General features: G+C 65.8%; 11 protein-coding genes. 6 read left to right on the top strand and 5 right to left on the bottom strand.

All coding sequences use genetic code 11. The features are described from left to right. Window positions 1-203: 203 nt before the first annotated feature. The 4 genes from XH81_RS01695 to XH81_RS01710 all read left to right on the top strand — a co-directional run bounded on the left by XH81_RS01695 (window position 204) and on the right by XH81_RS01710 (window position 4,908). The gene (locus XH81_RS01695) at window positions 204-1,775 is read left to right on the top strand and encodes an ABC transporter ATP-binding protein (protein WP_028142654.1); all 1,572 of its coding nucleotides are present in this window, start codon (window positions 204-206) and stop codon (window positions 1,773-1,775) included. Next, on the top strand, window positions 1,759-2,850 hold the full coding sequence (locus XH81_RS01700; protein ID WP_028142655.1) for an ABC transporter permease: 1,092 nt from the start codon (window positions 1,759-1,761) through the stop codon (window positions 2,848-2,850). The genes XH81_RS01695 and XH81_RS01700 overlap by 17 nt, the downstream gene beginning before the upstream one ends. Next, window positions 2,837-3,754: an ABC transporter permease gene (locus tag XH81_RS01705; protein WP_028142656.1), complete on the top strand. Its 918-nt coding sequence runs from the start codon at window positions 2,837-2,839 to the stop codon at window positions 3,752-3,754. The genes XH81_RS01700 and XH81_RS01705 overlap by 14 nt, the downstream gene beginning before the upstream one ends. Window positions 3,755-3,831: 77 nt before the next feature. Beyond that, entirely contained in the window at window positions 3,832-4,908 is a 1,077-nt protein-coding gene (locus XH81_RS01710; protein ID WP_028142657.1) for a BMP family ABC transporter substrate-binding protein, read from the top strand. A gap of 111 nt (window positions 4,909-5,019) precedes the next feature. On the opposite strand, the gene XH81_RS01715 is transcribed toward XH81_RS01710, so the two are convergent. Then, entirely contained in the window at window positions 5,020-6,369 is a 1,350-nt protein-coding gene (locus XH81_RS01715) for an 8-oxoguanine deaminase (protein WP_028142658.1), read from the bottom strand. A gap of 163 nt (window positions 6,370-6,532) precedes the next feature. On the opposite strand from XH81_RS01715, the gene XH81_RS01720 reads away from it, so the two are divergent. Together XH81_RS01720 and XH81_RS01725 are read left to right on the top strand one after the other, a co-directional pair. Beyond that, complete coding sequence (locus tag XH81_RS01720) at window positions 6,533-7,360, top strand: FAD binding domain-containing protein (RefSeq protein ID WP_097668448.1); 828 nt, start codon at window positions 6,533-6,535, stop codon at window positions 7,358-7,360. After that, on the top strand, window positions 7,357-10,098 hold the full coding sequence (locus XH81_RS01725) for a molybdopterin-dependent oxidoreductase (protein ID WP_028142660.1): 2,742 nt from the start codon (window positions 7,357-7,359) through the stop codon (window positions 10,096-10,098). The genes XH81_RS01720 and XH81_RS01725 overlap by 4 nt, the downstream gene beginning before the upstream one ends. Window positions 10,099-10,280: 182 nt before the next feature. On the opposite strand, the gene uraD is transcribed toward XH81_RS01725, so the two are convergent. From uraD to XH81_RS01745, 4 genes are all read right to left on the bottom strand, one after another. Further along, window positions 10,281-11,168 (bottom strand): 2-oxo-4-hydroxy-4-carboxy-5-ureidoimidazoline decarboxylase, encoded by an 888-nt coding sequence (uraD, locus tag XH81_RS01730; protein ID WP_028142661.1) that lies wholly within the window; start codon window positions 11,166-11,168, stop codon window positions 10,281-10,283. A gap of 5 nt (window positions 11,169-11,173) precedes the next feature. Beyond that, window positions 11,174-12,109, bottom strand: a complete 936-nt coding sequence (gene puuE, locus XH81_RS01735; protein ID WP_028142662.1) for an allantoinase PuuE — start codon at window positions 12,107-12,109, stop codon at window positions 11,174-11,176. Next, window positions 12,110-12,523 (bottom strand): DUF3830 family protein, encoded by a 414-nt coding sequence (locus XH81_RS01740; protein WP_014493672.1) that lies wholly within the window; start codon window positions 12,521-12,523, stop codon window positions 12,110-12,112. Window positions 12,524-12,613: 90 nt separating this feature from the next. Beyond that, window positions 12,614-12,889, bottom strand: a complete 276-nt coding sequence (locus XH81_RS01745) for a hypothetical protein (protein WP_028142663.1) — start codon at window positions 12,887-12,889, stop codon at window positions 12,614-12,616. Window positions 12,890-13,195 lie beyond the last annotated feature (306 nt).

Genomic DNA, 13,195 nt, shown 5'->3' on the forward strand with positions numbered 1-13,195 from the left:
CTGCAACAGGCGCCGGCGACAGCCAAGCCGGCATGGCCGAGCGTGGGCGTTTGAGCAGGGGGGCTTCGTCTCGGCCGGCGCAGGCGCACCGACACAAGGTGCCTGCCACAGCGTTGAGCAAGGGATGACGCATTTTCACACCTTACGCCGGGGCTCAAACTGGCCCACTATCGCGGCATTTCACCATGCAAGCGCATCAGCGAATGTTGGATTCGACACCTGACGACCTGAATTCCGGCGAGCCCCCGCTGCTGCGGACGATCGGACTCACCAAACGCTATGGCGATTTCCTCGCCAACGATTCCATCGACATCGATATTTGGCCCGGCGAAATCCACGCGCTGCTCGGCGAGAACGGTGCCGGCAAGTCGACGCTGGTCAAGGCGATCTACGGGCTGATCCAGCCCAGCGCCGGCGAGATTCGCTGGCAGGGCCAACAGGTCGTGCTGTCCGGTCCCTCCGAAGCCCGCAGCCGCGGCATCGGCATGGTGTTCCAGCACTTCTCGCTGTTCGACAATCTCACCGTCGCCGAGAACGTCGCGCTCGGCCTCGACGGACGGGAGTCCTTCAGGGACATGTCGGCGCGACTGGAGCAGATGTCGAAGACTTACGGCCTTCCGCTCGATCCCAAACGCGAGGTCTGGCAATTGTCGGTCGGCGAGCGCCAGCGCATCGAGATCGTCCGCGCGCTGATGCAGGATCCGAAATTCCTGATCCTGGACGAGCCCACCGCCGTCCTGACGCCGCAGGAAGCCGATCAACTGTTCGTCGTGCTGGAGCGGCTCAAGGCCGAAGGCCGCGCCATCCTCTACATCAGCCACAAGCTCGAGGAGGTGAAGCGGCTCTGCGACACCGCCACGATCCTGCGCGGCGGCAGGAAGGTCGAGACCTGCGATCCCCGGCGCGAGACCGCGGCCTCGCTCGCCCGCATGATGGTCGGCGGCGAGATCAAGCAACTGAAGGCGGCATCCGGCCGGAAGACCACCGTTCCGCGGCTCGTCGTCAACGATCTTTCGCTCGCACCAGGCGAAGCGCACGGCGTACGGCTCGAGCACATCTCGTTCGAGCTGAAGGGCGGCGAGATCCTCGGCATCGCGGGCGTCGCCGGCAACGGCCAGGACGAACTGTTCGCCGCGCTGTCCGGCGAGCGCCTGTCGAAGGACCCGGGCACGGTGGTGATCGAAGGCATTGCCGCCGGCCATCTCTCCATCACGCAGCGGCGCAAGCTGGGTGCTGCGTTCGTTCCCGAGGAGCGGCTCGGTCATGGCACCGCACCGCGCATGAAGCTCTCGGAGAACGCGCTGCTCACCGGACACGCCGCCAGCGGCATGGTCCATCGCGGCTTCATCAATACGGCGGCCACGCTGAAGACCGTCGACCGTGCGACCGAGACGTTCGACGTCCGCAAGGCCAAGCGCGATCCGGAAGCCGCATCCCTCTCCGGCGGCAATTTGCAGAAGTTCATCGTGGGACGCGAAATCCTGCGCAACCCCGCGGTGCTGGTGGTGAGCCAGCCGACCTGGGGCGTCGATGCCGGCGCCGCCGCCGTCATTCGCCAGGCGCTGCTGGATCTGGCAACCGCGGGCGCCGCCGTTCTCGTGACCAGCCAGGATCTCGACGAGCTCGCTGAGATCGCCGACCGCATCGCCGTGATGTTCCACGGCAAGCTGTCAGCACCGCTCGCGACCCGCGAGGCGACGCGCGAAAAGCTCGGCCTTCTCATGGGCGGCAGCAGCCTCGAGCCAAGGGAGGCCGCGCATGCAATTGGTGCTTGAGAAGCGCGCCGAACGCTCGGGCACGATCGCGCTGGTCTCGCCGCTGATCGCGATCGGCCTGACGGTCGTCACCATGGTCATCCTGTTCGCGATCCTCGGCAAGAATCCGCTGCTCGCCTTGCACGCCTATTTCATTGCGCCCTTGACCGACGGCTATTCGCTCCAGGAGATCGCGGTGAAGGCGACGCCGCTGGTGATGATCGCGATCGGGCTGTCGCTCTGCTATCTCGCCAATGCCTGGAACATCGGCGCAGAGGGCCAATTCCTGATCGGCGCAGTTGCCGGAAGCTGGATCGCGGTGAAGACGCAGGGCACCGATGCCGGCGCCTGGGTGCTGCCGGCGATGCTCGTGCTCGCAGCCGCCGCGGGCGCGCTCTATGCGCTGATCCCGGCGATCTGCAAGGTGAAGTTCGGCGCCAGCGAGATCCTGACCAGCCTGATGCTGGTCTATGTCGCCGACCTCTTTCTCGACTATCTCGTGCGCGGGCCCTGGCGCGACCCCAACGGCTTCAACTTCCCGACCACGGCCGAGTTCGATCCGGTGGCGACTGTCCCGTTGCTGATCGAGGGCGGGCGGCTGCATCTCGGCTCGATCATTGCGCTTCTTGTCGTCGCGGCGGCCGCAATCCTGCTCGGGCGAACCATCAAGGGTTTCGAGATCCGCGTCGTGGGCGCAGCCCCCCGTGCCGCGCGGTTCGGCGGCTTCAACGCCAATCAGCTGATCATCCTGACCTTCGCGGTATCAGGCGCGCTCGCAGGTCTCGCCGGCATCATCGAGGTCGCAGGTCCAATCGGACATCTCCAGCCTGGCATCTCCCCGGGCTACGGTTTTACTGCGATCATCGTCGCCTTCCTCGGCCGGCTGAATCCGCTTGGAATATTAATTGCAGGCCTGTTCCTTGCACTGACCTTTATCGGCGGCGAGCAGGCGCAGATCGCGATGAAGATTCCATTGGATGTCACCAAGGTCTTTCAGGGCATTCTGCTGTTCTACGTGCTCGCCTGCGATTCCCTGATCCTCTACCGCTTCAAGTTGAGCTTCCCGAACCGTCAGGTGGCCCGTGGAACTCATTGAAGCCATCATCCTCTCGGTGCTCGCCGCGTCAACGCCGCTGCTGATCGCCGCGACCGGAGAGCTCGTGACCGAGCGCTCCGGCGTGCTCAATCTCGGCGTCGAGGGCATGATGATCGTTGGCGCGGCCTGCGGCTTTGCCGGCGCATGGCTCACCGGATCGATCTTCATTGGCGCGCTGTTCGGCATCATCGCGGGAACGATGATGTCGCTGATCTTCGCATTGATGGCCCTCGGGTTCGCCGTCAACCAGGTCGCGACGGGTCTTGCGCTCACCATCCTCGGCGTCGGGCTGTCCGGGCTGATCGGCGCCGGCTTCGTCGGCGAGCGCATCACGCCGGCAGTCCATCTCGCCATTCCGGGCCTCACTGACATCCCGCTGGTCGGGCGCGTGCTGTTCGGCGAGGACGGCTTCGTCTACTTCTCGATTGCACTCGTCGTCGGCGTCTGGTGGTTCCTGTACCGCACGCGGGCGGGATTGATCCTGCGCGCCTGCGGCGACAACCACGCCTCTGCGCACGCCCTCGGCTATCCCGTGCTGCGCATCCGCACCTTCGCCGTGATGTTTGGCGGTGCCTGCGCAGGCCTTGCCGGCTCTTATCTGCCGCTCGCCTATACGCCGTTCTTCATACCCGGCATGACCGCGGGCCGCGGCTGGATCGCGCTGGCGCTGGTGGTGTTCTCGTCCTGGCGGCCGGGCCGGCTCGTGGTCGGCGCCTATCTCTTCGGGGCAGTGACGATCCTGCAATTGCACGCGCAAGGCTGGGGCATCGGCATTCCCTCGCAATTCATGTCGGCGCTGCCTTATCTTGCGACCGTCATCGTGCTGGTCCTGCTCTCCCGCGCGCGCAGCGGCGGCTCGACCGCCCCGGCCGCGCTCGGCACCGTGTTCGTACCTGACCGCTGAATTTCATTTCCGCGGCGCGCGCGATGGGGCGCGCGCGTTGCGCATCGTGGCTTTCCCCTGATGTTTGGAGATCGATGATGAGGAAATCCCTTCTTGCGCTGGCTGCCGGGCTTTTGCTGGCCGGAAGCGTCAGTGCAACCTCCGCCGCCGACAAGCTCAAGGTCGGCTTCATCTATCTGGGTCCGATCGGAGATTTGGGCTGGACCTATCAGCACGATCTCGCCCGGCAGGCGCTGGTCAAGGAGCTGGGCGACCAGATCGAGACCACCTATCTGGAGAACGTGCCTGAAGGCCCCGACGCCGAGCGCTCCATCGAGCAGCTCGTCCGCGCCGGCAACAAGCTGATCTTCACGACGTCGTTCGGCTACATGGATCCGACGCTGAAGGTCGCGAAAAAATATCCGAACGTGCATTTCGAGCACGCCACCGGCTACAAGCGCAACCCGAACATGTCGACCTATTCGGCCAGATGGTGGCAGGGCCGCTACATCCAGGGCTTGATCGCGGCCAAGATGACGAAGTCCGGCGTGCTCGGCTATATCGGCTCGTTCCCGATTCCGGAGGTCGTCTCCGGCATCAACGCGACGATGCTGGCCGCGCAGACCATCAAGCCTGACATCAAGGTCAAGATCATCTGGGCCAACACCTGGTTCGACCCGGGCAAGGAGGCCGACGCCGCCAAGGCGCTGATCGACCAGGGCGCCGACGTGATCATGCAGCACACGGATTCGCCCGCCGCGATGCAGATCGCCAGCGAACGCGGCAAGCTCGCCTTCGGCCAGGATTCCGAGATGATCAAGTTCGGGCCCAAGACCCAGCTGACCTCGATCCTCGACACCTGGGGCCCCTACTACATCGAGCGGGTCAAGGCCGAGCTTGCCGGCACCTGGAAGTCCCAGGACAGCTGGGGCGGCCTCGACAGTCACATGTTCGCGATGGCGCCCTATACCAACATGCCTGACGACGTGAAAAAATTGGCTGAGGATGCCCAAGCCGCGATCACTGCAAGCAAGCTGCATCCGTTCAAATGCCCGATCGTTGGGCAGGACGGCAAGCCGGTCGAGTGCAAGGGCGGCGATCACCTCGACGACGGCCAGATCCTCGGCATGAATTTCTACGTCAAGGGCATCGACGACAAGCTGCCGGGCAAGTAGCACGCTTCTTGCTTAGGCTAGATCACCTGCTCCTCCCGGAGGAGGTTCGGAGGGGGTGGCCAGAAGCACCCGGCACTTGTGGTCGCCCCCTCTTTCTATCCTGCCTTGGCGTTATCCGGCCCGCATGGCCTGCGCCGCCGAACTGTGGCGGCTGATGAGGTCTGCCACGTCGAGGCCCGGGATCGCACCGTCGATCACGGCCCATTTTCCCGCCACCATCACCCGGTCGGCCCGATGCGCTCCGCACAGCACCAATGCGGCCAAGGGGTCGCCATGACCGGAGAAGCGCAATTCGTCGAGCCTGAACAGCCCGAGGTCCGCAGCCTTGCCGACGGCGATCTCGCCGAGTTCCGGCCGGCCGACGCAGGCTGCCGACCCCTTGGTCGCCCAGCGCAACGCATCCTTGTGGCTGACCTTGGACACCCCGTAACGCGCCCGTTGCAGCAGGAAGGCGGCGCGGACCTCCTGCATCAGGTTGGAGCCGTCGTTCGAGGCTGAGCCGTCGACACCTATCCCGATGCCGACGCCGGCCTCCTCCATCTCGCAGACAGGACAGCAGCCGGACGCCAGCAGCTGATTGCTGCACGCGCAATGGCTGATGGTCGTCTTCGCCTTGCCGAGCCGCTTCATCTCATCGGCGTTGAAAAATATGCCGTGGGCGAGCCAGGTCCGCGCATTGAGCCAGCCGCATTGCTCGAGATAATCGAGCGGACGGCAGCCATACATCTGCTGGCAGAATCTGTTTTCGTCCTCGGTTTCGGCGAGATGGGTGTGCAGGCGCACGTCGAGCTTATCAGCGAGATCGGAGGTGGCGCGCATCAGCGACGTCGTCACCGAGAACGGCGAGCACGGCGCCAGCGCGATCTGCACCATCGCGTCCAGGCCGCGCTGGTGGTGCTTGGCAACCACGCGCGCGCTGTCTGCGAGAATCGTGTCCTCGTCCTGCACCACGCTGTCAGGCGGCAGGCCGCCGTCGCGCTGCGACAGGTTCATCGAGCCGCGCGTCAGCAGCACCCGCACGCCGAGACGCTTCGCCACGGCGACCTCGATATCGACGGCATCTTCGAGGCCCGCGGGGAAGACGTAGTGATGATCGGTCGTGGTGGTGCAGCCCGACAGCAGCAGCTCGGACATCGCCACGGTGACGCCGAGCTCGAGCGCCTCGGGCGTCAGCCTCGCCCACACCGGGTAAAGCGCCTGGAGCCAGGGGAACAGCTCCCGATCCATCGCCGCCGGCAGCGCCCGGGTCAGCGTCTGGTAAAAATGATGATGGGTGTTGATCAGGCCCGGCAGCACGACATGTTCGCTCGCATCGAACACCACGACATCAGCGGTCGCTGGCGCGGCGCCAGCCGGCACGAGCTCGACGATGCGGCCGTCCTTTACCACGATCCCGCGCTCGGCACCGTCGGCGAGGATGGCCAGGGGATCCCTGATCCAGATCGGCTTTGCGTCGCTCATGATCCCGCTTCTCCTTTACATCCGCTGACAGGCCAGCCAGGTAAACGCTGGCCCAGCCACCTTCGCGCCAGGACTTGTTTTATTGCGACTTGTTTGTTGCCACTTGGCTCCGGTCTTGCAAGACTCATCGGCACGATTCACCGGCGGAAGCTTTGGCGCAGCCATGGATTTGAACACCATCACGACGGTCGCCCATCCGCAAACGCGCGCGCAGCTGCCCGCCTGGACGGCAGGCGACGCCTGGCTCGCGGGCGGCACGTGGTTGTTCTCGGAGCCGCAGGTGCATCTGAAGCGGCTGATCGATCTGACCGACCTGAAATGGCCGGCGCTGACGATCACGGACAGCCATCTCTCCATTGCCGCCACGTGCACGGTCGCGCAGCTCGACGGACTTGCCTGCCCGTCCGATTGGCTCGCCGCGCCGCTGATCAACCAGTGCTGCCGCGCCTTCCTTGCGTCGTTCAAGATCTGGAAGACCGCGACCGTCGGCGGCAATCTCTGCATGTCGCTGCCGGCGGGACCGATGATCTCCCTTACTGCAGCGCTGGGCGGCGTCTGCACCATCTGGAAGGCTGGCGGCGGCGAGCAGAGGATTCCTGTCGTCGACTTCGTCACCGGCAACCAGCGAAATCGCCTGACACCGGGCGACCTGCTTCGCCAGATCGATATTGGGATTGCCGCGCTGAAACGCCGCACGGCATATCGCCAGATCTCGCTGGCGCCGGTCGGCCGCTCGGCGGCGCTCCTGATCGGCAGCCTCGATGCCGACGGCACGCTGACGCTCACGGTCACCGCGTCGACGGTGCGGCCGATCCAGCTGTCCTTTCGCCGGGCCCCGGACGCGAGCGCGCTGGGCGACGCGATCGCCCAGCAGATCACGGACGATCTGTACCACACCGACATCCACGGCCGGCCGCTCTGGCGCAAGCACATGACATTGCGGCTCGCCGAAGAGGTTCGCCGCGAGCTGCTGGGGGCAATGCCTTCATGAGCTTCGAGGTCAACGGCAAACCGTTTGCGCAGGAGCCGCGCGCCGGCCAGTGCCTGCGCACGTTCCTGCGCGAGCTAGGCCATTTCGGCGTGAAGAAGGGCTGCGACGCCGGTGACTGCGGCGCCTGCACCGTGCTGCTCGACGGCGAGCCGGTGCACAGCTGCCTGATCCCGGCGTTCCGCGTCGAGGGACGCAGTGTGACCACGATCGAAGGTCTGGGCGGAGACCACGGCACGCATCCGATGCAGCAGGCTTTCCTTGACGCGCAGGGCTTTCAATGCGGCTTCTGCACCGCCGGCATGATCCTGACCTGCGCCTCGCTGAATCAGGCCCAGCGGACCGATCTCGGCGCGGCGCTGAAGGGCAATATCTGCCGCTGCACCGGCTATCGCGCGATCGAGGATGCATTGCTCGGCAAGACCAATGTCGAGGCGAGCGTCGAGCCCGGAGCCGCGTTTGGCCGCAGCCTGCCGGCGCCGGCAGGCCCCGACATCGTGCGCGGCGACGCGCGCTACACCTTCGACACCGCCATCGAGGGCCTGCTTCACGTCAAGCTGGTGCGTTCGCCTCATGCCCACGCCAGGATCGTCGCAATCGACAAGTCGGAAGCGCTGAAGGTTCCCGGCGTACGCGCGGTGCTGACACATGAAGACGCACCTTCGATGCTGATCTCGACCGCGCGGCACGAGATGGACTGGATGGACCCCGAGGACACCCGCGTTCTCGACGACGTCGTCCGCTTCATTGGCCAGAGGGTTGCCGCCATCGTTGCCGAAAGCGAAACCGCCGCCGAGGAGGCCTGCCGCCGGCTGAAGCTCGATTATGAGATTTTGCCTGCGCTGATCGATCCGGAGCAGGCGATGGCGCCCGGTGCGCCCGTCATTCATCCCGACCGCACCACCGCGAACCGCATCGCCGACGCTCAGCGCAACCTCGCTGCGGAGACGCATGGCGAGTTCGGCAACGTCGCGGCGGCGCTCGCGATAGCTGCCGTCACCTTCGAGGGCACCTTCCACAGTCATCGCGTGCAGCACGCGGCACTGGAGACCCATGGCGGCCTCGCCTGGCTCGATGCCTCGGGCGTGCTCAATGTCCGCACCTCGACCCAGGTGCCGTTCCTGACCCGGCGCGCGCTGTCCGACATCTTCAAGCTTCCTCCCGACAAGGTCCGCGTGTTCTGCGAGCGCGTTGGCGGCGGCTTTGGCGGCAAGCAGGAGATGTTCGTCGAGGACATTCTGGCGCTCGCTGCGCTCAAGACGGGACGTCCGGTGAAGCTGGAGCTCACCCGCGAGGAGCAGTTCATCGCGACCTCGACGCGGCACCCGATGCGGGTCCACATCAAGGCCGGAGCGGATGCCGGCGGCAAGCTCACCGCGCTCAAGCTCGACGTGCTCTCCAACACCGGCGCTTACGGCAATCACGCCGGCCCGGTGATGTTCCATTCGCTGTCGGAGTCCATCGCGGTCTACAATTGCCCGAACAAGCGGGTCGACGGTCATGCCGTCTACACCAACACGGTGCCGGCGGGCGCGTTTCGCGGCTATGGCCTGCCGCAGACGCTGATCGCGATCGAGGCCGCGATCGACGAGCTGGGCCGGCAGCTCGGCATCGACCCCTACGAGATGCGCCGGCGCAACATCGTGAGGGATGGCGATCCCATGCTGTCGCCGCCGCCGTCCGAATTTCACGACGTGCTCTACGGCTCCTACGGGCTCGACCAGTGCCTCGACCTCGTCGAGCGCGCGATGCAGGCCGACGGCCCGCAGCCGGACCTGTCGCCGGACTGGCTGAGCGGCGACGGCGTCGCGCTGACCATGATCGACACCGCGCCGCCGGCGGGCCACCTCGCCGACGCGACGATTACGCTCAACGATGACGGCGGTTTCGATCTCACCGTCGGCACCGCCGAATTCGGCAACGGCACCAGCACCGTGCACCGGCAGATCGCCGCGACCACGCTCGCGACCACTGTCGACAGAATCCGACTGCGCCAGTCCGACACCGCCCATGGAGGCCACGACACCGGCGCCTATGGCAGCGCCGGCATGTTCGTCGCCGGCAAGGCGACCCATGCGGCTTCTCTGCAGCTCGCGACCGAATTGAAGGCGGCCGCCGCCGGCGCCTGGCTGTGTGACGTCGGGAGCTGCGTGCTCGAGGACAACGCCATCGTCAGCGGCGTCCGGCGCATGCCTTTTGCGGAACTGGTGAAGCTCGCGCGCGAGCGCGGGCAGCCGTTCGCAGGCAGCGGCAATTCCGAGGGAACACCGCGTTCGGTCGGCTTCAACGTCCAGGGTTTTCGTATCGCCGTGAACAAGGCCACCGGCGAGCTCAGGATTCTCAGGAGCGTGCACGCCGCGGACGCCGGAGTGGTCGCCAATCCCATGCAGTGCCGCGGTCAGGTCGAAGGCGGCGTGGCGCAGGCGCTCGGCGCCGCGCTCTACGAGGAGATGGTGATCGACGCCGAGGGGCGCGTCACCAACCCGAAATTCCGCGACTACCACCTGCCCTCCTTCGCGGACGTGCCCCGCACCGAGGTGTTCTTCGCCGAGACGTCCGACACGATCGGACCGTTAGGGGCGAAGTCGATGAGCGAAAGTCCGTACAATCCGGTCGCGGCCGCACTCGGCAACGCGATCGCGAACGCCACCGGCATCCGCTTCACCGCGCCGCCGTTCAAGCCGGACCGGCTGTTTCCGGCGCTGCACGCGAAGTTCGGCAACTCCACTGGGACGCGATAGCTCGACCACGGCGACGCTGTTCTCCCTCGCCCCGCTTGCGGGGAGAGGGTTGGGGTGAGGGGGAGTCTCCGCAAGGACGGTGACAGTTGGACGCGTCGAGAGTCCCCCTCACCCGAATTCGATCTACGATCGAATTCGACCTCTCCCCGCACGCGGGGCGAGGTGAAGAGCGCGCCTTGCATTCAGCTGCCGCGATAGGTCGAATAGCTCCAGGGCGTGACCAACAGCGGCACGTGATAGTGCCCCTCTGGCTCGCTGACGGCGAAGCGCAGCGGGATCTCGTCGAGGAACGGCGGATCCGACAGCGGTACGTTGCGCTCGGCGTAGTATCTGGCAACGCTGAATTTGAGCTCATAGCGGCCGATCGGCAGCGGGCGACCGCCGATCAACGGCTGATCGGTGCGACCGTCCGCATTGGTCACCGCGCGCGCGATCACACGGCTCTCGCCGAGGCTTGCGAGCTCCACGAGCTCGACCGGGATGCCGGACGCGGGCTTGCCGGCGTGGTTGTCCAGCACATGGGTCGAGAGCCGGCCGTGCACCTTCAGCCTGTCGTCGGCCATGACGAGCTGATCCAGCCGCAGCGCGGAGATCCGGCCGATCTCCTCCATCGCGCGCCGCGTCTCGGTCTTGGCGATATTGCGTAACCGCGTCTCGAAGTCGCGCAGCACGGAATCCCGGGTGTGGCGGCGCACGCAGACGATATAGGGGAAGCCGAACTTGTCCCGATAGGCGCTGTTGACGCGCTCGAACGCCGCGTATTCGGCATCCGACAACCTATCGAGGCCGGCGCTGTTCTGCTCGTCGGTCGATTCCACTGTCAGCCCCGCCGCGCGCTGGGTCTTGCTGGCGAGATCCGGATGCGCCCGGATCAACGCCAATTGCACGTCGGGCTCGGCGCTCTGGATCGCCGCCATCAGCGCCGTGTGCAACTGATTGATGCCGGCAAACGGTCGCTTGTCGGCGAGCTGCTCGGCGATCCACGGCGAATATTCGACGACATTGGCGAGCGCCGCGACGAAGTCGGCCTTGCTTGCGGCATTGAGGTCGGACAGCGATATCTGCGACATCGTCCTCAACCGATCTCGAACGCAGTGGCCGCGAGATGCGCATGCTTGTCGTGCCAGTGCTGGGCGATCTGCAATCGCGTCGGCACCCAGACGCGTTCGTGCTTGCCGATATAATCGAGGAAGCGCATCAGCCCCGCAGCGCGTCCGGGCCGGCCTGCGAGGCGGCAATGAAGGCCAACCGACATCATCTTCGGCGCAGTTTCGCCTTCCGCATAGAGCACGTCGAAGGCGTCCTTCAGATAGGTGAAGAACTGCTCGCCCTCGGCAAAGCCTTGCGGGTTGATGAAGCGCATGTCGTTGGCGTCTAGCGTATAGGGAATGACGAGCTGCTTGCCGCCCGCGCTCTTGACCCAATAGGGCAGATCGTCGGCATAGGAGTCGCAGAGATAGAGGAAGCCGCCCTCCTCCATCAGCAGACGGTTGGTGTTGATCGAGGAGCGCCCGGTGTACCAGCCGAGCGGCCGCGATCCGGTGGCCTCAGTGTGGACGCGGATCGCTTCCGCGATCTCGGCGCGCTCCTGTGCCTCGGTCATGTCCTTGTGTTCGATCCATTTCAGGCTGTGGCTGGCGATATCCCAGCCCGCCTCCTTCATGGCGGCGACGATCTCGGGGTTGCGCTTCAGCGCGGTGGCGACGCCGAACACGGTGGTCGGCCAGTTGCGCGCGGTGAACATCCGCCACAGCCGCCAGAAGCCGGCCCGCGAGCCATATTCGAACATCGATTCGATATTGGCGTGGCGCTGGCCCGGCCAGGGCTGCGCGCCGAGCACGTCGGACAGGAACGCTTCCGAGGCGCGATCGCCGTGCAGGATGTTGTTTTCGCCGCCTTCTTCGAAATTGACGACGAACTGCACCGCGACCCGCGCGTTGCCGGGCCACTCGGGGTGCGGCGGGTTGCGGCCGTAACCGCGGAGATCGCGCGGGTAGCGTGTGTCAGCCACTCAGACTTCCTCGAAGCGGATCGGCAGCGCGCCCTTCCACAGCACGCTCTTGCCCAGCGTCGCCAGATTCTCCAGGCCCGAGGTCAGCGTGATGAAGTGGTTGCCGGCGAGCTGGCCCATCTTGCTGGCGAAGTGAACGCCGCCATAGGCCAGCAGGATCTCGGTCTCGCTGATGCCGCCGGGATAGAGGATGATCTGGCCCGGCGCGGGATAGCTGGTGTGGTTCTCGTAGCCGACGCCGAAATCGAGATCGCCGAGCGGCATCCACACGCCCTCGCCGCTCCAGCGCACATGGATGATGTGGCTTTCGAACGGCAATGCCTTGCGGAAGGCGGCGACGGTCTTGGGTGCCAGCTGCTCCTCGAAGCGGGCATCGAAGGTGAAGTCGCCGGCACGGATAACGAGTTTGCTCATCTCATCTCTCTGGATCGGGGCCGGTGGCCCCACGGATAATTTTCAAGCAAAGAGCACTCCCGACAGTTTCGCGCAAGGGGCGCGGACGCGTCACCTGCGGTCGTAGGACCAGCCGAAAATGCCGCTCCGCCGCGTCTCCGGTTCCGGCTCGGCGGCCGGCGGAGGGGCTTCCTTCAGTTCCGCCCGCGGCGGCGGGGGCGGTGCCGGCAGGATCTCGCATGTCATGGAGTAGACCAGCTTGCCGTCGGCGGTACGCCCGATCGGGACACAGGGATCGGGATGTCCGGCCGCGGTCTTCGGCGCCAACTTGACTTGCGCGGCCGCCGGTGACGCCAACAGCAGCAGGACCAGCAGATATCTCGACATCGTTGTCGCCTGAAAGCTCGATTGGCCCATTGAACTGGATTGCCGCGGGCAAGTCCATCGGCACCGGAGGGCGCGATTGCCGAATATTTAGCCGGGCTGGGCCGGGCGACTTCGCAAGGGACTGCCGGCGCGCAAAGACGGGGCAAGCTCCATCGCTTCCCTCTCGTGTCCCGGACGCGATGCAGCGCGAAGCGCTGCTTCGCAGAGCCGGGACCCAGAAGGCGATAGGGCGCGATGCGGATGGATGTGCCCCGGCTCTGCAGCGCACCGCTTCCGGACGATGCTTCGCATCGCCGGGGACGCTGC

This window comes from Bradyrhizobium sp. CCBAU 25360 (assembly GCF_028128695.1).
Classification (GTDB): domain Bacteria; phylum Pseudomonadota; class Alphaproteobacteria; order Rhizobiales; family Xanthobacteraceae; genus Bradyrhizobium; species Bradyrhizobium ottawaense.